Here is a 23,783-nt window from a genome sequence, read left to right on the forward strand (position 1 = left end):
CCCGTTATCCTTTCACTGCGCCCGCGGCAATCCCGCGCACAAACAACCGCCCCGACAGCAGATAAACCGCAAGTGTCGGCAAGGCCGTCAGCATGGTCGCAGCCATATCAACATTGTATTCCTTCTCGCCGAATTGCGATCCGACAAGATTGTTCAGTGCAACCGTCATCGGCTGTCCCGCACGTCCCCCAAAGGTCAGACCCAGAAGGAAATCGTTCCAGATATAGGTAAATTGCAAAATCATCGCGACACCAAGGATCGGCAACGATATTGGCAACATCACATGCCAGAACAACCGCCAGAACCCGGCACCGTCAATGCGGGCGGCTTTAAGCAAATCCTGCGGAACCGTCTTGAAAAAGTTGCGAAACATCATGGTGGTAAAGGCAACACCCCAGATCACATGCACAAGGATCAGTCCGGGAATGGTGCCAAATATCCCCAATTCACGGATCATGATGATCAGGGGATAAAGGGTTACCTGCGGCGGAATGAACATGCCGACCAGAAGGGCCGCGAACATCACATTCGCGCCCTTCATCTTCCAGGCAGCCAGGGCATAGCCGGTGATCGCCCCAAGCCCGACCGACAGGATGAGGGCCGGGATAACGATTTTGACCGACGTCATGAAGGATGACGAAAGACCGCCACAGCCCTTACCGAGCGTCTTGGCACAATCGCCAAACCACGCCTTGCTCCATGCCGCAAATCCGGGATCGACGGGCAGGGTAAAGATGCTGCCATTGCGGATTTCATCCATGGATTTCAGCGATGTCGAAATCATGATGAAAACCGGGGACAGGATCATGATTGCCGCCACACAGAGCAATCCGTAAAGGGCAAGCCGATTATATCGCATGATCAGTGCCCCCGCCCGCTGCGCTCTTTTTGCAGCTCGAAATAGATATAGGGTGCGATTACGGCGATCACGGTACAAAGCAGGACAAACGCCCCCGCTGCACCAAGTCCAAGTTCCTGACGGTTTAGAATGTGATCAACCACAAAACGGGCAGGAAGGTCAGATGAAAAGCCCGGACCGCCCCCCGTCAGGGCAACGACCAGATCAAAAGCCTTCATGACAATCGCGCTCATCAGAATGAAGACCGTGAAGAACACCGTGCGCAACATCGGTGTGATGATATGCAAATAGACCCGCCAGACCGGAATGCCATCCACACGCGAGGCCTTCCAGATATTGGGATCAATATTGCGAAGGCCCGCAAGAAACAGCGCCATGCATAACCCGACCTGTTGCCAGATACCCGCAATGGCAAGCGTGTAGATTGACCGGTCGGGCCGCACGATCCAGTTGAATTCAAACCCGGCCCAGCCAAGCGCCCGCACCGCTTCCTGAAGACCAAGACCGGGATTCATCACCCATTGCCAGATCACGCCGGTCACAATGAATGACATCGAAAGCGGCAACATGAAAACAGTGCGAAACAGTCCTTCGGCCTTCACACCCCGATCGACCAGAATGGCCAGTAAATAGCCAAAAACGATACAGCCACCGATAAACAGGAAGCCGTGAATCGCAAGATTCTGCATCGCCGTCCACCACCGTTCATTGGCAAACAGACGGGCATATTGATCGAAGCCGGTGAATTTGTAGACAGGCAGCAAACGTGACCGCGTCAGCGAAATCACGAATGTCCAGATGATGAACCCGTAGAAACAGAAAATGGTGATCATCATGGCAGGGATCAGCGCCATTCTTGCTGTCCATTGCGGACGCCAGCGCCGCCTGCCTTCTTTTTGCGTTTCTTCCTGTGCGACAGAACGCTGCAACACACCTTGTGCCGGATCGGCCATAGACATTCTCGCTTCTTTGTAAAGGCGCCGCTGCCCCGCATATTGCGGTTTGCAGCGGCGCATCCCTGCAAAGTCTCTGGAGTTTTCGCCTTACTTGGCGTTGGAGATCGCTTGATGGAACTTCGCCTGACCCTCTTGCGGGCTCATATCCGTACTGTTCCAGAAATTCGAGATGCTGTCATCAATTGCACCCGAAACCGCACTTGGCACCCCGAAAAGACCGGTACTGACAAGGTGGGTTTTCTTGTCCTGCAGGGTCTTGATCGCGGTCTGGGCACAGCTATCGAAACTGTCCGCAGGCACATCAAGACGGGCCGGAATAGATCCCTTTTTCTTGTTAAAGGCGATCTGCACATCAGGCTCAAGCATCACATGGGCCATCTTTGCCTGGGCCGGTGTGGCTTCTTCCCCGTCCATTGCCGAGAAGGCAAAGGCATCGACCGTCATGATATAGGCCGTATCAATTGCCGGGGCGAAGGAACATCCGACTGTCGTACCCGGTTCAATCCCGGCGGCAATGATTTCACCCTTGGCCCAGTCCCCCATGAACTGGAAGGCTGCATCCCCCTTGATCACCATGCTGGTGGCCTCGTTCCAGTTACGGCCGGGACTGCCTTCATCAACAAAGGGTTTAAGAGCTGCAAAGGTTTCAAACACCTTGCGCATGGTATCGGAATCAAGGAGGTCATCATCAAGCGTGCTGTAAAGATCAGCATAAAATTCGCGCCCGGCAACGCCCAGAAGAACGCTGTTGAACATGATGCGTTCCTGCCAGGGCTGACCACCCAGCCCGATCGGGATAATGCCGGCATCTTTCAGTTTTTGCGCAGCCACCACGAAGTCATCCCAGCTTTTGGGAACATCCACGCCAGCTTTTTCAAGTGCGGCCTTGTTATAGAACATCCAGTTCTCGCCATGGATGTTGATCGGGGCCGCGATATATTCACCATCATATTTCGCCGCCTTGACAATCAGTGGCGGTAACTTGTCGTCCCAATGTTCTTCGTTTGCGATCTTGTCGACATTGGCAAGCAGCCCCTGATCAGCCAGCTCACGCAGTTGCTGACCGATGGAGAACTGAAAAACAGCCGCCGGATCGCCACCCAGCATCCTGTTCACTGCAGCAGCACGGGCATTGCCGCCTCCGGCAATCGGGGTATCAACCCATTTGCCACCACTTGCCTCAAACACCTTGCGCACTTCGGCAAGAGCGGCCTGCTCGCTGCCCGATGTCCACCAATGCAGAACTTCTGCTGTCTGGGCGTGAAGCGCACCGGCAGAGACACCTGCGCTCAGAAATGCCGCAATGGCTGCGACTTTGGAAAATTTCGTCATAACGGATGTTCCTCCCTATTGGATACGTTCACGCCCGATCTCTTCTTAAACGGAAAATCGTAACGTTACGATTTTTTTGATAAGCACTTTATTCACCCTTGTCAATCCACAAAACCCAATGATATTAGGATAAGAGAACGGCGAATATATTTTTTTGCCTGAATTTTCGAAACGTTACGATTTTGGATGCATTCAACAAGAACATCCGCTGAGGGTAAGGAAACAACCATGACAAAATCATTCCCCGACGGGTTTCGCTGGGGTGTCTCCACCTCAAGCTATCAGATCGAAGGCGGTGCTGATGACGACGGACGCGGCGACAGCATCTGGGACACATATTGCGCCACTCCGGGCCGGGTCGCCAATGGCGACAATGGTCGTGTTGCCTGCGACCATTACCATCGCTGGGCCGAGGACCTTGACCTGATCAAGGGGCTGGGAGCACGACATTACCGGTTTTCGGTCATGTGGCCGCGCGTCCTGCCCGAAGGCACGGGCAAGGTCAATGAAACCGGCATCGATTTTTACAGCCGTCTGGTTGACGGCATGCTTGAACGTGACATTGATCCCTGGCTGTGCCTGTATCACTGGGATCTGCCGCAAGCGTTACAGGATCGCGGTGGCTGGACCAATCGCGACATTGTCGACTGGTTTGGTGATTATACCGAATTGCTGGTGACACGTCTGGGCGACCGCATCAAATCATGGGTCACATTCAACGAACCCAATGTTGTCGCCTGGGTTGGCCACGAAGAAGGCCGGCATGCACCGGGCATCACCGATCCGCGTGCCGCAATGCGCGTGACCCATCATCTTAATCTCTGTCATGCGCGCGCCACCCGCATCATCAAACATCATTATCCCGATGCGCCGGTCGGATTCGTCTTGCCGATGCACAAGGGTTATACCCTGCCGCATCGTCGCGAACAGGATGCCCATCTGATCGAGCTTTTCGAAGCCAAATGGAATGGTGCCTTTCTTGATCCGGTCTATTACGGGCGTTATCCGGAACTGATTCTCGACCGGATGGCACCACATATCCGGCCGGGCGATCTGGAAGCCATCAGAACCGATGTCGATTTTCAGGGCCTTAACCAGTATTTCCCGAGCTATATCCAGGCTGCCGAAGGCAAGGCATGGCCGTTCCAGCACGTCGAACCGCCAAAATATTTCCGGCGCACCGAAATGGGCTGGGCAATTGACGGAGACTGCTTCTATCGCACCATGAAAATCCTGCAGGAGAATTACGGTAATCCGCCGGTTTTCGTGACTGAAAATGGTGGTGCCTTTACCGATGTCCCCGGCCATAACGGTCATGTCGACGATCAGGATCGCATTGCCTATTACACCGAATATCTTGATGCCCTTTTGCGCGCAGTTTCCGAAGGTGCGAATGTTCAAGGCTATATGCCATGGTCCTTGCTGGACAATTTCGAATGGGCTTATGGCTATGACAAGCGGTTCGGACTTGTTCATGTGGATTATGAGACTCTCAAACGCACCCCAAAGGCGTCCTATGAATTTATGCGCAATGTGATTACACAGAACGCATTGCCATAGGATGCGCCGGACGCTTAGATTGTCCGAAAGAACATAAGAACGGACCTGTCATGCCTGCTTCTCGCCCTAACCTGCGCACGATTGCCGACCGCCTTGGCCTGTCGGTTACGACAGTGTCGCGCGCGCTAAAAGACGGACCGGAAGTCAAATCCGACACCGTTGCCAAGGTCAAGGCAGCCGCAGAGGAAATCGGCTATCGCCCCGATGCCAGGGGCGTCATGCTGCGTACCGGCAAAACCATGCAGGTCTGTTCTATCCTTTACTCACCCGAAGTCGGCGATTACGGCGACCCGGGCTTCTTGGCACAGGTCGAAAGCCTGGCACAGGGGCTTGAGGCCGATCATTATTCTTTGGTGGTTCTGGCACAAACCAGCGGGGAGGATCCCCTTGAACCGGTGCGCAAGGTCCATACACAACGCATGGCAGATGCCGTGGTGTTTTCACGCACCACGCTTCAGGACAAACGTGCCAAATACTGCCTTCAGCATGATTTTCCGTTTGTCAGCTTTGGCCGCACCGAACTTCTGACACCGCACGCCTTTGTCGATCATGATGATGAACAGGCCGCCTACGACGCGATCACGCGCCTGATCGAGGATGGCCACCGCAAGATCGGCATGATCGACCCGCCTGAAGACCTGACCTTTTTTGGCTATCGCAAACGCGGGGCCCGCCGGGCCATGGTTGATGCCGGGTTTGATCCCGATAGCCTGATCTGGATGCCATCGGATGTGTCGGTGCGGGCCGCACGCGAAGCCACAACAAAATTGTTTGGCCATCAACGCGACGCCACCGCCATTGTCTGCGCCAGCCAGATGACCATGATCGGGGCGCTTGAAGCCCTGATGGAACTTGGCATGGATACCATCCGTGATGGCATCGGGGTTGTCGGTTTTGGCGGCATGCCGTTTCGTATGCTGTCAAAGCAAAAACTGGCCTATTACTATCAGCCGCAACGACATGTCGGTGAAGTCCTTGCCCGACATCTGCATGAATTGATGAGCGGGGCGAACCCCGAACAGCTCCAAACCTTGCTGCCCTATCGCCGGATTGATGATCTTGCCGCATTCCGCGAAGGCGAGGATTTCTGAGCCAGTCGGTTATATCCGCACCCAAATCCGCCCTATTGGTCCGGCAACCTGCCATCGCCCATATCCCCGGCTTCGCCCGTTAGCCAGTCAAAAAATACCGTAATGCGCGGGTCGCGCTTGGGTGAATCGAGCGTGATCAGCACATAGTCAAAACCGGTCGGCTCCATACCATGCGGGGCAATCAGCCGCCCGGTCGCCAGATCATCATAGACCAGCGGCAAGGGGCCAATCGCCGTACCAAGACGGTTCACCGCCGCCTGCAGGGCAAAAAAGAAGTGATCGAAATATTGCTCGCTGGCTGGCGATACATTCAGATGACTGGCACGCTTCCAGTCATCCCATGCATCAGGCCGGGTGCGACTGTGAAGCCAGCGCGCATTGGATAAATCCCGATCGAGAATATTTTCCCAGCAATCAGGATCACACACCGGTCCGGCATATTCGGCCCATAAATGCGTGGTGATATAGTCTTCCGAAATCCCGTAATCGGCCCTGCGAATGGCAAGATCACAACCATCAGACAGCAAATCTACCGGGCCACCAGCAAGACGCAAATCGATATTAAGATCGGGATTAGCCTGACGGAATGCCCCGAGCCGCGACATCAGCCAGCGCATGGCCAGGCTTGGCTCGCACGATACCGTCAGGATCGGTGAGGTTCCGGCATGGCGGTGGATATCCTCAACCGCCTGATCAAGCCCGTCCAGCGCACTTCCCGTCGCCTTTAACAGCCTTTCGCCCGCCGCGGTCAGCCAGACCCGGCGATTGCGACGGACAAACAGATCAACCCCCATGCGTTCTTCAATCTGGGCCACCGCCCGGCTGATGGCGCCGTGGGTCAGGTGCAATTCCTCGGCCGCGCGTGAAAAACTTTGATGGCGTGCTGCGGCCTCAAAGGCTGGCAAGGCCGCCAAAGGAGGCAGGCTGCGTTTTTTGTGAATATTACTCACAATATTTCCCGGTATTTTTCGATTTTCTGACGATTGATCCAGTTTGATACTCAATCTACTCACAGATCAAACGGTTTTTCAGCTTAGTCAGGATCACATCCATGCCCGAATTATCAAATCAGTTCCTGTCGATGGAAATCATCGCCGTTGGCATCATCACCCTTCTTGCGGTCATCAGTCCGGGCCCGGACTTTGCCATGGTCACACGCATCGCACTTGCGCGGGGCAGGCGGGCCGGGGTTCTGTGTGCCATCGGGATCGGTAGCGGTGTTTCGGTACATCTGACCTATACCCTGATCGGACTGGGTGTTGTTTTTGCCAGCAATGTCTGGGTTTTGAACAGTCTGCGATATCTGGGTGCAGGCTATCTGATCTGGCTTGGAATGTCGGCCCTGTGGCCAGATATTCGCGTAATTTTTGGTCGCCGCAGGCATCTGAAAAATGTGAATGTCCGGGTAACCACAATGTCAAATGCACCGAAGCCGGATCAAAACCGGAACAACGCGGATCGCCATGCTTTCTGGACCGGATTTGCCTGCAACGCGCTGAACCCCAAGACCATGCTGTTTATCGTATCGCTGTTCAGTCAGGTGATTTCGCCAAACACCCCGATACTGCAGGAAATCGGATATGGCTTTTATATCGCCGCCTGCCACATGATCTGGTTTGCACTGGTCGCGATAGCCCTGACACTCCCTGCTGTGCAGGCCCGCATGGCGGCGATCAAGACATGGATCGAACGGGCAGTCGGCTTGTGCCTTGCAGGGCTTGGCATCAAGCTTATGGCAAGCTAGGCCGGTCTTTCTGCAGGGTATCAGGAACGGATTCCCGTGTCGCCCGATCAGATAAACAGCATCTCGCCGTTCTGCTTGGCGTCATTAAGGAAGGTTACGACACCACCGGTTTCAATGGAAAGCTCATCGCGGGTGGCTTCGTTTTCCAGACCCAGCGCACGCAACCCCATCTCGCAAACCATGAATTTCGCCCCCAACGACGCACAGGCTGACAGCAATTCTTCGAAACTGCCGATCCCGCGGGTCGAATAGCTCAGGTCAATCGAGGTCGCGGTCGCCCCTTCGGCCTCGGTGCGCAAATGCCGCCATCCGGAGGGCGCAAACAGTGCACGGCTGGCATCCATGGTAAAGAACAGGGTAACGTCACGCCCGGTCGCCAAAGCCGCCGATGCCATTACGAGTGCGTAATGAACTTTTTCAAAGCTGCCGGAAAACACCACCAGCGAGAGTTTTTTCGGGCTTTCCGTCTCAGTGCTCATGGATTGAAAGGTCCTTGATTGTGGCGTTTTCTGAACAGGTCGGGCAGCCGGGATCACGCGGCACCCGGATCTTGCGAAACGATGCTGACAGGGCATCAATGATCAGAAGCTGCCCGGAAAGGCCATCGCCGATCCCCATCAGCTCCTTAAGCACCTCGGTCGCCTGAATACCGCCAATCATGCCGACAACCGATCCCAGAACGCCGCCTTGGGCACAGGATGGAATGGCATCTTCGGGCGGCGGTGCATGATAAATGCAGCGATAGCACGGATGTGGCGCGCCCAGATGGGCCTTAAACGTCGATACCTGTCCGTCAAAACGAAGAGCCGCGCCCGATACCAGCGTCTTTCCCCCCAGATAACAGGCGTCATTAAGCAAAAAGCGCGTCTCGAAATTATCCGACCCGTCAGCAATGACGTCATAACCGGCAATCAGTTCCATGACATTGGACGCATCAAGGCGGGTATTGTGGGCGTGAACCGTGATTTCCGGGTTCATATCAAGCATGGTTGATTTCGCACTATCAACCTTGGGGCTGCCAATATCCTTCATGCCATGCGCGATCTGGCGCTGAAGATTGGAAAGCTCGACCGTATCTGCATCAACAATGCCGATTGTGCCAACACCGGCCGCGGCCAGATACATCGCAAGCGGCGATCCAAGGCCACCGGCCCCGACGATCAGAACCCGCCCACGCTTGAGCTTCATCTGGCCAGTACCGCCCACATCCTTAAGAACGATGTGGCGGGCATAGCGCTGCACTTCATTTTCGCTGAAATCGAAATCGGTCACGCGGTCAAACTATCCTGTCAGGACGGATCAAGGGAACTAGGGTCAGAACCTAGCTTCTGGATATAGCCTGCCCGTCACATCTCTCAAGGAAAAGATTTGATTTTCCATCGAATTCCCCGATTGCCCGAACCCGTCTGAGCCAATCATTGTCCAGTTTTTCACTGCCGGATGGAAAAAACCGGACTGGCGATAGGCCTGATCAATCCGGCCGATCTTTTGCAGTTCCAGCAATCCCTGATCGATTGCAACAATCAGATCGTGGCTATAGGGCGTAACCCGCGTTACGGCGTAATGACGGCTGCCATCAAGGGCAATCTTGTAGCCTTCGATTGGCAGTAAATGCACATCATTGACCACAAGCTCCATTTTCGGGCCTGGCTGGAACGGTGCCAACAGGAAATCTGCCCGGCCCTCGGCGACAAATTGCACCATCAATTCCCAGTTTGGCACATGCAGTAAATCAACAAGACCCAGCTTGCCCAAGGCCTGCCAGTCGGGTTTCCAGGTCCGGTTTGACACCCCGCGCAGTCGCTGGAGGCTTCGTAAACTGCGAATTTTCGATCGATTGGGGCTGTCTGCCCGCATATAGAACCCGGCTTCAAACCGGCCATTGGGAATCACGGCCCCGGATGGGGAAATCCTGTCCCCTTTATGTTCAATGTCGCGCAACCATGTCGAAGAACCGGTAAGGTCTGCTTCGCCATCTGCGATCATCTGCATCATGCGCGCATAATTTCCGCCGGCAATCAGATTGATGGCGCCGCGCCAGCCGCCCTTTTTCAGGGCCTGCTGGATCAGAACGACCTCAACGACATCACGGCGGCTGTGCGGACCGTCAAAGGATGTGATGGCAAGCGGATCGCGACCGTCCCGGAATTTCTCATAATCGACCAGAACATCATCGGCAACAACGATCCGAAGGCTGTGCTCGCCGTGATCAGCCCTTACTGTTTTGATATCGAAACAAAAAACAGCCACAACCAGACACAGCATCCCGATCCATCCGGATGCTCTGAAATGCCTGATTTTTCGATCATTTGACGTCATGCACATGTCCCGTTTCTGCCCTATCCTTCAGATTGGGACGATGGCATCCAACATCCAGTAGCGGGCAAAGGCCACACAGCAAAAAAGGCCCGGCGCGATACGCCGGACCTTTGAATTTGTTATATTTGGTCGTCTGGCAAAGAACTTATTGCAGACCTTCGAACAAGGCAGTCGACAGGTAACGTTCAGCAAAGCTCGGGATGATGACCACGATGCGTTTACCGGCATTTTCCGGCTTCTGACCAAGTTCAATACCCGCAGCCACCGCTGCACCTGACGAAATACCGGTCGGAAGGCCTTCAACCGCAGCCAGTTTGCGTGCGGTGGCAAAGGCGGTCTCGTTGCCAATGGTCATGACCGTATCAATCACATCGGTATTGAGGTTGCCCGGAATGAAACCGGCACCAATGCCCTGAATCTTGTGCGGGCCGGGTGCGCCACCGGAAATGACCGGGCTGTCTTCGGGTTCAACCGCCACAATCTGAATGTTCGGGTTATGTTTTTTCAACACTTCACCAACACCGGTCAGCGTGCCGCCCGTGCCAACACCGGCAACAAAGATATCGACCTTGCCGGCGGTATCCTTAAGGATTTCCTCGGCCGTGGTGTTGCGATGAACTTCCGGGTTTGCCGGGTTGTCAAACTGCTGGAGCATGATAGCGCCATCAATCTCGGCCACCAGTTCCTCAGCACGGGCAACCGCACCCTTCATGCCCTTGGCTGCCGGGGTCAGGTCAATCTGCGCACCCAGAAGCATCAGCATCTTGCGACGTTCAAGCGACATGCTTTCGGGCATGGTCAGGATCAGTTTGTACCCCTTGGCCGCTGCAACGAATGCCAGCGCAATGCCGGTATTGCCCGAGGTCGGCTCGACCAGGGTTGCGCCCGGTTTAAGCTTGCCGGTTTTCTCGGCATTCTCGATCATCGCCAGACCGATACGGTCCTTGACCGAGGCCAGCGGGTTGAAGAATTCAAGCTTGCCGATCAGGTCGGCTTTCACACCTTCGGCTTCAGCCAGACGTGAAAGGCGCACCAGCGGCGTTGCGCCAATGGTGTCAATGATGCTGTCGTAAATCTTGCCGCGAAACTCAGTCATGTTTTCCTCGCACGTTTCTGTATTTTTGCCATCAAGCACACGATGCATTTGTATTTATATCGCTATCCCACAAGGTCAAATGGATAGAAGAAATTTTTACAAATCTGCTGGCAGACGGCATTCCTGATGCCTGTAGTTTATCGAAAATTGCAGCGGAATCCTGTTGAATAAGAATACACCACTCCGCTGCCAGCCCAGAAGACTAAATGATGAAATCAGGGGACTCTTCGATCCCGCTGCGCAGACCCGCATCACGGGCACGGTTGCACAGGTCCTCGACCGTGATTTTTTCAAGCTGCTTCATCATTTCGTCCTGCAATTCACGCCAAAGCGGACGCACAACTTCCTTGCCCAGCGGCGATCCTGCCGGATCCTCGATCGGATCATCGGATGTTTCCATCGACCGGATGACCGAAACAATATCGGCAAGTGTGATGCGGCGGCGTTCACGCGCCAGTCGATAACCGCCGCGCGGTCCACGCACACCCACCAGAATATCGGCACGCACCAGCTGCTGAAGGGTCTGTTCAAGGTAACGTTTCGGAATGCCCTGACGCGCGGTGATATCTCGACTTTGGACCGGCTCACCCGCCGCGTTATAGGCAATATCCACGACCGCCTCGATCGCAAACAGCATCTTTTTTGAAAGCTTTAGCATCGTTTCATCTTACTCCCCTTGTGGTCCGGCCATCCCCCCAGATGACATGCAAACCTGGTTTCGTCAGAGCAACCATCAAACCCCTGCCAAACCGCCAATCGGCCCGACAGGTACAATTCATTTGACCGGACTTGCCGTCCCGGTCGATCCGAAACCGCCCGCGCCGCGCGCAGTTTCATCAAGATCATCCACAACCCGCCATGCCACCTGTGTCACCGGGGCGACCACAAGCTGGGCAATGCGCATGCCACGTTCGATTTCAAAGGCTTCGTCGCCATGATTGATCAGGATGACTTTGATCTCGCCGCGATAATCGGCATCAATCGTACCCGGACTGTTCAGAACCGTGACCCCGTTCTTGGCAGCAAGCCCCGAACGCGGACGTACCTGCGCCTCGAACCCGGCGGGCAGGGCAATTGCAATACCGGTTTCGACCAGCGCCCGTTTTCCCGGTGCCAGAACCAGCTTGCCCGCGATTGCGGCCTGCAAGTCGACGGCTGCGGACTGGGCGGTTGCATATTCGGGCAACGGCAAATCCGCCCCGTGGGGCAGCTGTTTCAAATCAACGCTAAGAGCCGACATATTCCATCCTTGTTTATGGCCCGGTCTGAACCGGGATGTGCGTTGCAACCTGCACTATCAGGGTCGTGTCAGGAAAAATGTCTGATGATCCGTGCGCACAGGGCCTCGGCAATGCCGGTTTTGCTTTGGCGCGACCAATGTTCATCGGTCCTGGCATCATCACCTGAAATCAGGAAAATCTCGTTCTGATCCCCGCCAAAGGTCCCGGTTTCCGGGGCCACATCATTGGCAAGGATCCAGTCACAGCCCTTGCGTGCCCGTTTGGCACGCGCATGTTCGGTGACCTTTTCGGTTTCTGCGGCAAATCCGATCACAAGCCCCGGGCGCGACGCACCGGCCTTGCTGATGGTTGCCAGAATATCGGGATTTTCCGAAAGCCTGAGGTCCGGAATAACGCCCGATCCATCCTTTTTAAGCTTCTGTCCGGCTTCGTCGGCCGTGCGCCAGTCGGCAACCGCTGCGGCACAAATGGCGATGTCAGCCGGAAGGGCGTTTTTGACCGCAGCCAGCATCTCGCGCGCGGTTTCAATGCGCACAACTTTTACCCCGGCCGGATCGGGCAGGGATACCGGACCGGTCACCAGCGTCACATCCGCACCGGCATTGCAAAGCGCCTGCGCAATCGCATGGCCCTGCTTGCCAGACGACCGGTTGGCGATATAGCGCACCGGATCAATCGGCTCATGGGTCGGCCCGCTGGTGACAACGGCCTTTTTCCCGGCAAGCGGCTTGGGCGCGGACTGACCATCAAGGAAATCAAGCACATTTGCGATGATCTCGGCCGGTTCTGCCAGACGGCCCGAACCGGTTTCACCACAAGCCAGATCACCCGCAGACGGCCCAACCCGGATCACGCCACGGCTTTCAAGCGTTGCGATATTGGCCTGTGTTGCCGGATGGTTCCACATCTCGACATTCATGGCCGGTGCAATCATCACCGGTTTGTTGGTGGCAAGAAGGGCGGTTGTTGCCAGATCACCGGCCTGACCGGTTGCCATTTTTGCCAGAATATCGGCACTTGCCGGAGCGACCAGCACAAGGTCAGCCTCACGCGACAGACGGATATGCCCCATCTCGGCTTCATCGGTCAGGGAAAACAGATCCTGATAGACTTTGTTTTCGGTAAGGGCTGCGACAGAAAGCGGTGTAACGAACTGTTCCCCGCCCTTGGTCAGGATGGCGCGAATATTGATTTCGCGGTCTCTGAGCCGACGGATCACCTCAAGAACCTTATAGGCCGCAATGCCGCCCGAGATGATCAGAAGGATATTTTTGCCTGCCGCCACTGTGATTACCAATTAATTACGGTTTAAAAGTGTGGTTAACCTACATTGTCTCATTATGGGACGCAAGCGCCCAAAACCGAAATGGAAACGCCGCGTCCCCCAAAGGGTCGCGGCGCTGATTTTTCACCCTGCTTTCAACAGGTTTATGACGGACCAAATCCGGTCCCCATCATGGCACGGTATATAACATCCCGAACCACCGCCAACGGGACTCGGGCCCCATCGCGGTGCAGTTAATCCGCCAGCGCCCCGATGCCACCGGCCCGTCGAGACGAATTTCAACGCGTTCATCGCCCAGTCGGGTCATGGTTGCCTGACCATCTGACGGATAGCAGGCAATATCGGGCGTCGGATCCGTAAGCGTAAAACCGAATGCCGGCGGATTGCGCGTCAGGGTATAATCACCCGGCGTAATGTCGCTAACACGCAGCGGCAATGAATTTGCCGCCAGCTTGAAACGGTCCATTGCGCCATAATGCTCGTTTAATGCAAAACGCGGCAGATACATAAAGTCGGATTCCGTGCTCATCGCACCGCTTTGCTGACCAAAGGCGGCCTTGTATCCGGCTTCCTTGACAGCATTGATGACATCGGCATCCGCCTCGCCATAGGGATAGGCAAAGATATCGGGCACAAACCCAAGCTCGGCCTTAAAGCGTTCGGCCGCATGGGCAAGCTCGGCCTTGACGGCTTCGATATCAAGATCGGGCAAATGCGAATGGTGCTGGCTATGACCGCCAATGGTGACACCGGCCTTGACCATTTCACGAACCATGTCCCAGGTCATGTAATTGGCAAAACCGTCATCGAGCTGTTCGGTTGAAACAAACACCGTAAAGGGCATGTTGTTGGCCCGAAAGATCGGCCACGCGGTTTCGTAAACCGAGCGATATGCATCATCAACCGTGATCCCGACCGTGCGATCCGGAAGGCCCTTGCCATTTTCAAGCGCCTCGACAATCTGTGGCAACCCCATCACGGTGTAATTGCCATTGGTCAGCTCAGCGACATGTTCCTTGAACTGTTCCGGGCGAATATTGGTAGAGGGATATTCACCCTCGCCAAAGCGGTGATACATAAAGACCACTGCCGAACTTGCATCACCACCGGGGGCCGCAACAGCCGGTTCGGACGCATCTTGCTGTGCTGTCGCCATCTGCGGTTCGGTTGCCGGTTCTGCCTCGGCCACCGGGGCGTCCGGTGCGGCCACATTGCCCTCATCCCCGGCGGGTGTTGCCGCCGAACTGGCTACCGGTGCCTCTGTTTGCATGTCTGAGGACGTGCCGGTCCCGGTTTCGACTGACTGGGCATTGCCCGGTTCGATGCCGAATGTTAACCCGACGGCAAATGACATGCCGAACACCGCGCTGCGCAGCATGGTGCCGGACTGTATCAGACCAGCTGCCGATAACGACCTTTGGCCTTTGGCCTTAAAATTCATATCTGTTTCCAGTTTTCTACCAACCACTCCAGACAGGACCTTGTGTGCGGATCGGTCCTGTACCCCGGCTTTGCTGTTTTTGTCATTATCCGGGGGCATCGTCCCGTTTGCCGGGATCGTTTTGCAAAAGCAAAAATACCAGCGAACCGTTTGTTTTTCCATATTTCATATAGATGGTTGCGAATTGGACGACCGGGGTTACCTTTAACACAGACTGATAACTCCAACCCCAAGAGGTCCCATGCTTAGTTCTGATGCTTTTGGTCTTTTGTTCCGCAACGCCCGCACATTCAGCTATTGGCAGGATCGCGATGTCGATACGGATTTGCTCAGACAGGCCTGGGATTTGACGGTGCTGGGCCCGACCAGCGGCAATTGCGAACCGATGCGCGTCACCTTCGTCAAGTCCGAAGCAGCCAAGGAACGGCTGAAACCCTGCCTGGCCGAGGGCAATGTCAATCAGACCATGACCGCACCGGTTACCGCCATCATCGCCCAGGACATGGAATTTTACGAAAAGCTGCCCGCCCTTTACCCCCACACCGATGCGCGGTCATGGTTTGCCGGCAAGGATGAGGTGATCAAGGCCACCGCATTTCGCAACAGTTCCCTGCAGGCTGGCTATTTCATCATGGCACTGCGCGGGCTTGGTCTGGATTGTGGTCCGATGTCAGGATTTGATCAGGCCAAGGTGGATACCGAGTTTTTTGCCGGCACCCCGGTCAAAAGCAACTTCCTGCTCAATATCGGGTATGGCAATCGTGAAAAGCTTCATGCGCGCAGTCCGCGGCTCGGTTTTGATGAAGGGGCCGAAATCCTCTGAGACCGACACATTTTCAGACAGGATTAGACAAGGGTCTCCGTCACCGGAGGCCTTTTTCATATTCAAGCCTTCTGATTTTCTGATAGAGCACATGCAAACGACGTTTCGACGTTTTTTTTCAATCCGTCGAACAACTTGAAAACTGTCATCAAACTTTTATTTGATCTTTACTGGCCCATAACCATTTTAGGTCCACTTTTATGTACGCGCGTATAGAACCAGATTCACCCCGTAAACAGGAGCGTTAATTGGGCTTTCGCCAATTGATCCTTACAGCTTTGGCCATTGCCTTTCCGGCTGGCGTTGTCTTTGTCGTCCTTGCGGCGATGGAGCTGCTTGGCTGGGGCACGGCGATTGTCTCGGCAACGCTATCCTGGATCGGGATTACGGCGATGTTGCGCATATATTTCGGCGATCTGCGCCGGGTTGCACGCTATGCCACCGATCTGCGTGACCGGTTCAAGGGCACCCCGCCACAACATATTACATTTGCCGCCGCGTCCGAGCTGTCATCACTTTATACCCAGATTGCCGGGGCCTTCCGTGATCGTATTGCCCTTCTTGAAGCGCAAACCAGTACGGACGCCGAAATCCTTGATCACCTGCCAAACCCGGTGGTGATGGTCAACCGGCATCGGGTGGTGACCGGCTTTAACCAGGCGGCGAAGGGATTGTTTCACAATCTTGAGACCGGTCGCGACCTGACGCGTTTTATTCGCGATCCGATCCTGCTTGATTCATTTGATGACGTCGCCAATGAACGCGAAATCATGAAACATGCGGAATTTGTTTTGGCCAGTGACGCGCATCGTCATTATGACGTGCTGACAGCGCGCCTGCCTGCGGCGACCGGGGATCGCAACTTTGTGCTCAGTTTCTCGGACCTGACCGAGCTTCGCAAACTTGAACAGATGCGTGCCGATTTCGCGACCGACGCCGGGCATGAGCTGCGCACGCCGCTTTCGGTTCTTCTGGGCTTTATCGAAACACTTGAAGGCCCGGCCAAGGATGACCCCGACGCGCTCAACCAGTTCCTGCCGGTCATGCGCGATCAGGCCCAGCGGATGCAACATCTGATCGAAGATTTGCTTTCCCTTGCCCGGATCGAGCTGAATGAACATACCCCGCCATCAAGCGATTGCGATGTGGGCAAAGTCATCAGCAAGGTTGCCGAAAGCCTTGCCATGAAGGCACAGACCAAGGGCATGAATATCCGCGTGACCCAGGAACTCGAAAATACCGAGATGATCGGCGAGGAAAAGGAACTGACCCAGGTCTTTGTCAATCTGGTGGAAAACGCCATCAAATATGGCCATTCCAATACCGATGTCGAAGTCACGATCAGCCTTGTCAAAAACCCGCCCGGTGCATTGGCGCGCTTCCGTCATGACCGCATCATGGCCGTTGCCATCCGCGATCATTCAGACGGCATTGCGCGCGAACATCTGCCACGCCTGACCGAACGGTTTTACCGGGTCGATACGGCGCGATCACGCGCAGTTGGCGGTACGGGCCTTGGTCTGGCCATCGTCAAACACCTTGTCCAGCGCCATCGCGGCACCATGCAGATCGAAAGCGAACAGGGTGTCGGTTCGGTCTTTACGGTCTATCTGCCGGCCAAAACCGGCGACAATGTCCGGAAACTGCATTCCGCCTGATCCCGGTCAACAGGACCAAACAAAAAGGCCAGCAACATCGTGCTGGCCTTTTGCGTATCTGGATCAATCGAACGTTTCGATTACAAAATAAACTTCGAAAGGTCGGTATCCTTGGACAGGTCTTCGACCTGTTCGCGGACATAACTGGCATCGACCTTGAAGGTTTCGCCCGCCCGGTCGGTCGCGGTAAAGCTGATATCATCGAGCAGCTTTTCCAGAACCGTATGCAGGCGGCGTGCGCCGATATTTTCGACCGATTCATTCACATTGGCCGAGATACGGGCAATTTCATCAATCGCATCATCGGTGAAATCGAGTGTGACTTCCTCGGTCTTCATCAGGGCAACATATTGCTTGATCAGCGATGCTTCGGGCTCCATCAGGATGCGACGGAAGTCGCCTTCGGTCAGTGCCTTGAGCTCAACCCGGATCGGCAAACGGCCCTGCAATTCCGGCAGAAGATCCGACGGCTTTGCCAGATGGAATGCCCCCGAACAGATGAACAGGATATGGTCGGTCTTGACCGTGCCATGCTTGGTCGAAACATTCGTGCCTTCGATCAGCGGCAGCAGGTCACGCTGCACACCTTCGCGCGAAACATCGCCACCGCGTTCGGAACGCGCGGTGATCTTGTCGATTTCATCAAGGAAGACGATGCCGTTCTGTTCGACATTTTCAATCGCCTCGGCAATGACCTTGTCCATATCCAAAAGCTTGTCGCCTTCCTCGTCGATCAGGCGGTCAAAGGCTTCTTCGACGGTCATGCGTTTGGGCTTGGTATTGCCGCCAAACGCCTTGCCGAACATATCGTTGAGGTTCAGCATCCCCATCTGGGCACCGGGCATGCCCGGAATATCGATGGTCGGCATCGAGGCCGAGCTGCTTTCCTGAACGTGGATTTCGATTTCTTTTTGCTGAAGTTCGCCTTCGCGCAGCATCTTGCGGAATTTCTGGCGAGTATCAGGCGATGCATTTTCGCCGACCAGCCCGTCCAGAATGCGTTCCTCGGCCTGCATTTCGGCCTTGGCCCGGACTTTCTTGCGCATGCTTTCGCGGGTCAGATCGATGGAAACTTCGACCAGATCACGCACGATCTGTTCAACATCACGCCCGACATAGCCAACCTCGGTAAACTTGGTCGCCTCGATCTTGATAAAGGGCGCATCGGCAAGCTTTGCCAGACGGCGTGCAATTTCGGTTTTACCGACACCGGTCGGACCGATCATCAGGATGTTTTTGGGCAGAACTTCATTGCGCATGGTGTCGTCAAGCTGCTGACGGCGCCACCGGTTACGCAGGGCAATGGCCACTGCACGCTTGGCATCCTTCTGACCGATAATATGTCGATCAAGTTCGGAGACAATCTCGCGCGGGCTGAAATGTTGGGTCATGATTTATTCCGTATCTTATTGCGACGAATGCCGTGACAGGGCCCGGATTGCTCCAGCGCCTTACTTCGCATCCTCGATTTCAATCTTTTCAAGCAGGACATTGCCGTTGGTATAGACGCAAATCTCGCCGGCAATTGCCATTGCCTTGCGGGCGATTTCCTCAGCACTCATGTCCATATCAATCAGGGCACGAGCCGCCGAAAGCGCATAATTCCCGCCCGAACCGATGGCAATAATGCCGTCTTCGGGTTCAAGAACGTCACCCTGACCGGTCAGAACCAGCGAAACATCCTTGTCGGCTACCGCCATCATGGCTTCAAGCTTGCGCAGGTAACGATCAGTGCGCCAATCCTTGGCAAGTTCGACACAGGCACGCATGGTCTGGCCCGGATGACGATCAAGTTTTGCTTCAAGCCGTTCAAGCAGGGTAAAGGCATCCGCGGTCGCCCCGGCAAAACCAACCATGATTTCACCTTTCTGACCAATGCGGCGCACCTTGCGGGCATTGCCCTTGATCACGGTCGGGCCAAGAGAGACCTGACCATCACCGGCCACCACGACTTCATTGCCCTTGCGCACCGACAGAATTGTCGTGCCATGCCAGCTTTGTTGTTCGCTCATGAATTATCCTTGAATCTCGTCGATTGCTTCGCCCAAGAGTTAGCACGGCAGACGCCCCGGTCAAGGGCAGAAGCCACCCATTGCCCCCAAGATCACCTTTGCTGTGACCCAAACACAGTTTCAACGCCCACAGGCATAAAAAATTCAAAGCACACAGCCACGACATGCTTTACCCTTGACCATCAGAAAAGAATTTCAAGAAAACAGGACCCGAAACCATGAGCAGCACCGATCTTTCGCAAACCCATCTTGGCAAATGCATCCTTGCCGGTCAGGGCAGGGTCAAGGCCGATCTGGTCCTGCGCAATATCGGGCTTCTTGATGTGATCACCGGCAAGGTCACCCAAACCGATATCGCCATTGTCGGTGACCGGATTGTCGGCACCCATGACAGCTATGCTGGTGAAACCGAAATTGATTGCACCGGCAAATTTGCGGTTCCGGGCTTTATCGACACGCACCTTCATATTGAAAGTTCGCTTGTCACCCCGCTTGAATTTGATCGCTGCGTCTTGCCGCATGGTGTGACGACGGTTCTGTGTGACCCCCATGAAATCGCCAATGTGCTTGGTGCGGAAGGGATCCGCTATTTCCTTGATTGCGCCGAACAGACCATCATGGATGTGCGGGTCAATCTGTCATCCTGCGTACCGGCAACGGCGTTTGAAACCGCTGGTGCGCGTCTTGAGATCGAAGATCTTTTGCCGTTCCGATCCCATGAGAAGGTCGTGGGTCTTGCCGAAATGATGAACTATCCCGGCGTTTTGAACCTTGATCCGGGCATCATGGCCAAGCTTGAAGCCTTTCAGGATGGTCATATTGATGGCCACGCGCCGCTGGTGCGCGGCCGCGATCTTAATGGCTATATGGCCGCTGGCATTCGCACCGACCATGAAGCCACATCCGCCGATGAAGCCCGCGAAAAACTGGCCAAGGGCATGGCGATCCTGATCCGCGAAGGATCGGTTTCCAAAGATCTTGAAGCCCTGGCTGAGATTCTTGATGAAAACAGTTCAAGCTTTGTGGCGCTGTGTACCGATGATCGCAATCCGCTTGATATCGGCGAGGAAGGCCATCTTGATAGCCTTGTGCGCCGCCTGATCGGTCATCTTAAGGCGCGCAATTGCCCGATCCATCATGCCTATCGGGCGGCTTCGCATTCGGCTGCCCGCATTTTTGGCCTGCGCGATCGCGGTTTGATCGGACCGGGCTGGCGGGCCGATATTGCCATTCTTGATGACCTTGAAACCTGCGATGTCAGCGACGTCATCGCCGGGGGTCGCCTTGTGACCGATGATCTGTTTGCAACCCGCACACCCATCGCACCGGTCGGCCTGACCTCGATGAAGGCAACGCCCGTGACAGCCGCAGCCTTTGCCTGCGATCCCAAGCCCGGTCAGAACCAGACACCGGTGATCAAGGTCAAGCCGGGTCTTATCCTGACCTTCCGTGACGAGGCAACGCTTGAGATCGGCGATAACGGGCTTGAGCCCGATCTGGCCAATGACGTGATCAAGGTGGCCGTCGTCGAACGCCACGGCATCAATGGCAATATCGGGCGCAGCTTTGTGCGGGGCTTTGGCCTGAAACGCGGCGCTATTGCATCCTCTGTCGGCCATGACAGCCACAACATCACCGTGGTCGGGGCCAGTGATGCCGATATGGCCGCAGCGGTTAATCGCCTGATTGAAATGGGCGGTGGCTTTGCGGTTGCCAACGAAGGCAAGGTTACCGCCGAACTGCCATTGCCCGTCGCCGGACTGATGAGCACGGAGCCGTTCGAAGTGGTCGAAAAGGACCTGATCACGTTGCGCAAGGCCGCCAAGGATCTTGGATGTGTCTTGCCCGAACCATTCCTTCAGGTTGCCTTCCTTGCCCTTCCGGTCATTCCGCATCTTAAAATGACGGATCGTGGCCTGTTTGACGTTGATAAATTCGACTTTGTTTAGAATGCGTCAAAACAACCCTTGATATATTTTTATGCCACGTGATCAACCTGATATTGTTTTTGGCCCGATGTGATCTAATCTGTTGATATAGCTGCATGACATAGGCGGCCTTGGTCAGGTCGCATAACAAGGGCAGAATATCAGGTGAAAATCAGGCTTCAGATCGGTGTTACCGCAGCCTTCACAACCATTGCGGTCCTGATGTTGGGAATAACCGTTGCATTTCTGTATGAAAGCAACCGCACCCTTGCACTTCAGACAGCCCATAATCAGATGGAGACCGCGCGAAAAATCACGGTCGAAAGTCTGGTCAATGTCATCACACCGGTCAGGAAAATCGTTGCCACCACCGCCGATCTGGTCAGTGCGTTCCCGGATGCCATTTCCCAACCGCGCGGTGGTGAAATCATGGCCAGCCAGATCAATGGCCATTCCCAGATTTATGGTCTGTTTTTCGGGTTTCAGAATGATGGACGGTTTTTTCAGGTTGTTCAAATCCCCGAAGGCCTGAAAACCTTTGGTCCGCATGACAGTGTCATTCCCGATAAAAGCAAGATTGTCTATCGGTCGGTTGATTATGACTATTCGGGCGGCATGCTTGATACTTTTCTGTATCAGTCAAGCTGGGGAAAGGTCACGGGCCAGGAACAAAGCGCTGTCACCTATGATCCGCGCAACCGGGCCTGGTATAAGGGGGCACAGGGTAATGATGATGTCTTTATCAGCCCGTTCTACACCTTTAACAGCACCGGCAAACCCGGTGTGACCTTTGCCAAGCGCGTGCTTAACCCTGACGGCAGTCTGATGGGTGTTGTCGGCGCGGACCTGACTTTGGAAAAGGTCACTGAAATTCTTAGCAATATCCGCATCGGCGCAGAAGGCCGGGTGTTTCTGCTTGGTTTTCAAAATCGGGTCATCGCCTATGCCGGTCCGCAGGGCATCGACGGAAATTCATCCTTTTTCACGGTCGGCAACCAGAAAGCCAGTGACCCGATTGTCACCAACGCCATCTTGAAATGGAGCCAGAAGCCCGAAGCCTTCTTTGAGTTTGTCGACGAAAAAGATGGGAAAAAATACCTTGCCTCGGCGGCAATCGTGCCGGGACTCTTCGGCATGGCGCCGGTTCTGGGCCTTATCGTTCCCGAAGACGAATTTATCGGCGCGATCAAGGCAACCACCAAATATGTGCTGAAAATTTCCGGGGCGATCTTTATTTTCACCATCATCCTGATTGCGATTATCTCCCGGATGATGAGCCGCCAGCTCAATATCGTGGCCGCCGAGGCCGAAAAAATCGGCCGGTTCGATCTTGGCGGCGATTTCAGGATGACATCTCATATCTATGAGGTCAGCGCACTGTCATCGGCGATTGCCAATATGAAGGTCAGCCTCAAAAGTTTTGGGGCCTATGTGCCGACCGATCTGGTCAAATCCATAGTTTCCAACGGCAATCCGGTCGAAATCGGCGGCGAGGCCCGTGATCTTTCGATCATGTTCACCGATATCGAAGGCTTTACCGCCAAGACCGAAAACTATTCCCCGACCGAGCTTGCCCGGGAACTGTCGAACTATTTCGCCGCCATGGAGCACCAGATCACGGCCAACGGCAATGGAACCATCGATAAATATATCGGTGATGCCATCATGGCGTTCTGGAATGCACCGTCGGATGATCCCGACCATGTTGATCATGCCTGCCGGGCGGCTCTTGCCTGTCGGTTGGCCGGGCGGCAGCTTAATTCCATCTCGCAGGAGTCTAAGCTGTTCCCGCTTTATACCCGCTTTGGCCTGCATACGGATCGGGTGGTTGTCGGCAATGTGGGATCGGAACATCGGCTGCAATATACCGCCCTTGGCGGGGCGGTTAATCTGGCATCGCGGATCGAGGGACTGAACAAGATGTATGGCACACGCATTCTGGCCAGTGACGCCATTGCCCGCCGCGCATCTGATAATTTCCTGTTGCGCTATGTGGATCTTGTGATGCCCGTTGGCACGTCATCGCCACTTGCGATTTACGAGCTGATCGGGGACAAATCCGATACCAGCAACAGGCTTTGCAACATTGCCGAACAGCAGATCGAGATCGCGGCATGGGATGCCTGTATGGCGCTTTACCTCGATCACAGATGGGCCGAAGCCCATGCTGCTTTCAGCGCCCACATTGCCGATGCCACAACCCCGAAACTGGTTGAAATCTATATCGCGCGCTGCCGGGCTTTCATGACCAATCCGCCGCCAAAAGACTGGGATGGCATCAATCATCTATCAAGCAAATAAGCCCGATCAGGTTCCCCATCACCGATTGAGGATCAAACCGGCAACCAATTCGGGATTTTGCGGCCATTACTTAGCCACTTAAACTGGCTTTTCCGTGGGTTTGTTGCTACATACGTCCCATCATATGCATCAATACC

General features: G+C 54.9%; 21 protein-coding genes. 7 read left to right on the plus strand and 14 right to left on the minus strand.

The window, feature by feature from the left end:
• Positions 1-4 precede the first annotated feature (4 nt).
• The 3 genes from ACTU44_RS01490 to ACTU44_RS01500 form a co-directional block, all read right to left on the minus strand.
• Positions 5-859, minus strand: coding sequence for a carbohydrate ABC transporter permease (locus tag ACTU44_RS01490; protein WP_462096478.1), 855 nt, complete (start codon positions 857-859; stop codon positions 5-7).
• A gap of 2 nt (positions 860-861) precedes the next feature.
• Entirely contained in the window at positions 862-1,818 is a 957-nt protein-coding gene (locus ACTU44_RS01495) for a carbohydrate ABC transporter permease (RefSeq protein ID WP_258548571.1), read from the minus strand.
• A gap of 84 nt (positions 1,819-1,902) precedes the next feature.
• On the minus strand, positions 1,903-3,147 hold the full coding sequence (locus tag ACTU44_RS01500; RefSeq protein WP_336079633.1) for an ABC transporter substrate-binding protein: 1,245 nt from the start codon (positions 3,145-3,147) through the stop codon (positions 1,903-1,905).
• A gap of 228 nt (positions 3,148-3,375) precedes the next feature.
• On the opposite strand from ACTU44_RS01500, the gene ACTU44_RS01505 reads away from it, so the two are divergent.
• Both ACTU44_RS01505 and ACTU44_RS01510 read left to right on the plus strand, forming a co-directional pair.
• Positions 3,376-4,707 (plus strand): GH1 family beta-glucosidase, encoded by a 1,332-nt coding sequence (locus ACTU44_RS01505; protein ID WP_462096479.1) that lies wholly within the window; start codon positions 3,376-3,378, stop codon positions 4,705-4,707.
• A 50-nt stretch (positions 4,708-4,757) separates the two neighbouring features.
• Entirely contained in the window at positions 4,758-5,798 is a 1,041-nt protein-coding gene (locus tag ACTU44_RS01510; RefSeq protein ID WP_114096318.1) for a LacI family DNA-binding transcriptional regulator, read from the plus strand.
• Positions 5,799-5,830: 32 nt separating this feature from the next.
• Here the strand turns inward: ACTU44_RS01510 and ACTU44_RS01515 are convergent, their stop codons facing one another.
• Entirely contained in the window at positions 5,831-6,748 is a 918-nt protein-coding gene (locus ACTU44_RS01515) for a LysR substrate-binding domain-containing protein (RefSeq protein ID WP_462096480.1), read from the minus strand.
• Between the two features lie 101 nt (positions 6,749-6,849).
• On the opposite strand from ACTU44_RS01515, the gene ACTU44_RS01520 reads away from it, so the two are divergent.
• Positions 6,850-7,542, plus strand: a complete 693-nt coding sequence (locus tag ACTU44_RS01520) for a LysE family translocator (RefSeq protein ID WP_462096481.1) — start codon at positions 6,850-6,852, stop codon at positions 7,540-7,542.
• 47 nt (positions 7,543-7,589) lie between these two features.
• Here ACTU44_RS01520 and ACTU44_RS01525 read toward each other — a convergent pair whose 3' ends face one another.
• The 8 genes from ACTU44_RS01525 to ACTU44_RS01560 form a co-directional block, all read right to left on the minus strand.
• Positions 7,590-8,021, minus strand: a complete 432-nt coding sequence (locus ACTU44_RS01525) for a DsrE/DsrF/DrsH-like family protein (RefSeq protein ID WP_114096321.1) — start codon at positions 8,019-8,021, stop codon at positions 7,590-7,592.
• A complete protein-coding gene (locus tag ACTU44_RS01530; protein ID WP_462096482.1) occupies positions 8,011-8,814 on the minus strand; it encodes a HesA/MoeB/ThiF family protein in 804 nt (267 codons plus the stop codon). Before ACTU44_RS01530 ends, ACTU44_RS01525 begins: the two co-directional genes overlap by 11 nt.
• 42 nt (positions 8,815-8,856) lie before the next feature.
• Positions 8,857-9,861 carry a type 2 periplasmic-binding domain-containing protein gene (locus tag ACTU44_RS01535; RefSeq protein WP_336079638.1) on the minus strand — a complete coding sequence of 335 codons (1,005 nt, stop codon included), beginning with the start codon at positions 9,859-9,861 and terminating at the stop codon, positions 8,857-8,859.
• A gap of 145 nt (positions 9,862-10,006) precedes the next feature.
• Positions 10,007-10,957 carry a cysteine synthase A gene (cysK, locus tag ACTU44_RS01540; protein WP_114096850.1) on the minus strand — a complete coding sequence of 317 codons (951 nt, stop codon included), beginning with the start codon at positions 10,955-10,957 and terminating at the stop codon, positions 10,007-10,009.
• Between the two features lie 202 nt (positions 10,958-11,159).
• Positions 11,160-11,615 carry an RrF2 family transcriptional regulator gene (locus ACTU44_RS01545; RefSeq protein WP_008888834.1) on the minus strand — a complete coding sequence of 152 codons (456 nt, stop codon included), beginning with the start codon at positions 11,613-11,615 and terminating at the stop codon, positions 11,160-11,162.
• Between the two features lie 117 nt (positions 11,616-11,732).
• Positions 11,733-12,197, minus strand: coding sequence for a dUTP diphosphatase (dut, locus tag ACTU44_RS01550; RefSeq protein ID WP_462096483.1), 465 nt, complete (start codon positions 12,195-12,197; stop codon positions 11,733-11,735).
• Positions 12,198-12,265: 68 nt separating this feature from the next.
• Positions 12,266-13,483, minus strand: a complete 1,218-nt coding sequence (gene coaBC, locus ACTU44_RS01555; RefSeq protein WP_462096484.1) for a bifunctional phosphopantothenoylcysteine decarboxylase/phosphopantothenate--cysteine ligase CoaBC — start codon at positions 13,481-13,483, stop codon at positions 12,266-12,268.
• Between the two features lie 169 nt (positions 13,484-13,652).
• Entirely contained in the window at positions 13,653-14,924 is a 1,272-nt protein-coding gene (locus tag ACTU44_RS01560; protein ID WP_462096485.1) for a polysaccharide deacetylase family protein, read from the minus strand.
• 241 nt (positions 14,925-15,165) lie between these two features.
• Between ACTU44_RS01560 and ACTU44_RS01565 the strand changes: the two genes are divergently transcribed.
• Positions 15,166-15,747 carry a malonic semialdehyde reductase gene (locus tag ACTU44_RS01565; RefSeq protein ID WP_462096486.1) on the plus strand — a complete coding sequence of 194 codons (582 nt, stop codon included), beginning with the start codon at positions 15,166-15,168 and terminating at the stop codon, positions 15,745-15,747.
• Between the two features lie 248 nt (positions 15,748-15,995).
• The gene (locus ACTU44_RS01570) at positions 15,996-17,405 is read left to right on the plus strand and encodes an ATP-binding protein (RefSeq protein WP_114096327.1); all 1,410 of its coding nucleotides are present in this window, start codon (positions 15,996-15,998) and stop codon (positions 17,403-17,405) included.
• Between the two features lie 80 nt (positions 17,406-17,485).
• On the opposite strand, the gene hslU is transcribed toward ACTU44_RS01570, so the two are convergent.
• Together hslU and hslV are read right to left on the minus strand one after the other, a co-directional pair.
• A complete protein-coding gene (gene hslU, locus ACTU44_RS01575) occupies positions 17,486-18,796 on the minus strand; it encodes an ATP-dependent protease ATPase subunit HslU (RefSeq protein WP_462096487.1) in 1,311 nt (436 codons plus the stop codon).
• 60 nt (positions 18,797-18,856) lie between these two features.
• Positions 18,857-19,417: an ATP-dependent protease subunit HslV gene (gene hslV / locus ACTU44_RS01580; RefSeq protein ID WP_114096329.1), complete on the minus strand. Its 561-nt coding sequence runs from the start codon at positions 19,415-19,417 to the stop codon at positions 18,857-18,859.
• Between the two features lie 218 nt (positions 19,418-19,635).
• Here hslV and ade point away from each other — a divergent pair, with 218 nt between their 5' ends.
• Both ade and ACTU44_RS01590 read left to right on the plus strand, forming a co-directional pair.
• A complete protein-coding gene (gene ade / locus ACTU44_RS01585; protein ID WP_462096488.1) occupies positions 19,636-21,366 on the plus strand; it encodes an adenine deaminase in 1,731 nt (576 codons plus the stop codon).
• 144 nt (positions 21,367-21,510) lie between these two features.
• Complete coding sequence (locus tag ACTU44_RS01590; RefSeq protein WP_462096489.1) at positions 21,511-23,646, plus strand: cache domain-containing protein; 2,136 nt, start codon at positions 21,511-21,513, stop codon at positions 23,644-23,646.
• Positions 23,647-23,783 lie beyond the last annotated feature (137 nt).

This window comes from Thalassospira sp. SM2505 (assembly GCF_054901115.1).

Coding starts and splice junctions, on each gene's coding strand:
- ACTU44_RS01490 (WP_462096478.1), bottom strand. CDS start 859: ATGCGATATAATCGGCTTGCCCTTTACGGATTGCTCTGTGTGGCGGCA.
- ACTU44_RS01495 (WP_258548571.1), bottom strand. CDS start 1,818: ATGTCTATGGCCGATCCGGCACAAGGTGTGTTGCAGCGTTCTGTCGCA.
- ACTU44_RS01500 (WP_336079633.1), bottom strand. CDS start 3,147: ATGACGAAATTTTCCAAAGTCGCAGCCATTGCGGCATTTCTGAGCGCA.
- ACTU44_RS01505 (WP_462096479.1), top strand. CDS start 3,376: ATGACAAAATCATTCCCCGACGGGTTTCGCTGGGGTGTCTCCACCTCA.
- ACTU44_RS01510 (WP_114096318.1), top strand. CDS start 4,758: ATGCCTGCTTCTCGCCCTAACCTGCGCACGATTGCCGACCGCCTTGGC.
- ACTU44_RS01520 (WP_462096481.1), top strand. CDS start 6,850: ATGCCCGAATTATCAAATCAGTTCCTGTCGATGGAAATCATCGCCGTT.
- ACTU44_RS01525 (WP_114096321.1), bottom strand. CDS start 8,021: ATGAGCACTGAGACGGAAAGCCCGAAAAAACTCTCGCTGGTGGTGTTT.
- ACTU44_RS01535 (WP_336079638.1), bottom strand. CDS start 9,861: ATGACGTCAAATGATCGAAAAATCAGGCATTTCAGAGCATCCGGATGG.
- cysK (WP_114096850.1), bottom strand. CDS start 10,957: ATGACTGAGTTTCGCGGCAAGATTTACGACAGCATCATTGACACCATT.
- ACTU44_RS01545 (WP_008888834.1), bottom strand. CDS start 11,615: ATGCTAAAGCTTTCAAAAAAGATGCTGTTTGCGATCGAGGCGGTCGTG.
- dut (WP_462096483.1), bottom strand. CDS start 12,197: ATGTCGGCTCTTAGCGTTGATTTGAAACAGCTGCCCCACGGGGCGGAT.
- ACTU44_RS01560 (WP_462096485.1), bottom strand. CDS start 14,924: ATGAATTTTAAGGCCAAAGGCCAAAGGTCGTTATCGGCAGCTGGTCTG.
- ACTU44_RS01565 (WP_462096486.1), top strand. CDS start 15,166: ATGCTTAGTTCTGATGCTTTTGGTCTTTTGTTCCGCAACGCCCGCACA.
- hslU (WP_462096487.1), bottom strand. CDS start 18,796: ATGACCCAACATTTCAGCCCGCGCGAGATTGTCTCCGAACTTGATCGA.
- hslV (WP_114096329.1), bottom strand. CDS start 19,417: ATGAGCGAACAACAAAGCTGGCATGGCACGACAATTCTGTCGGTGCGC.
- ade (WP_462096488.1), top strand. CDS start 19,636: ATGAGCAGCACCGATCTTTCGCAAACCCATCTTGGCAAATGCATCCTT.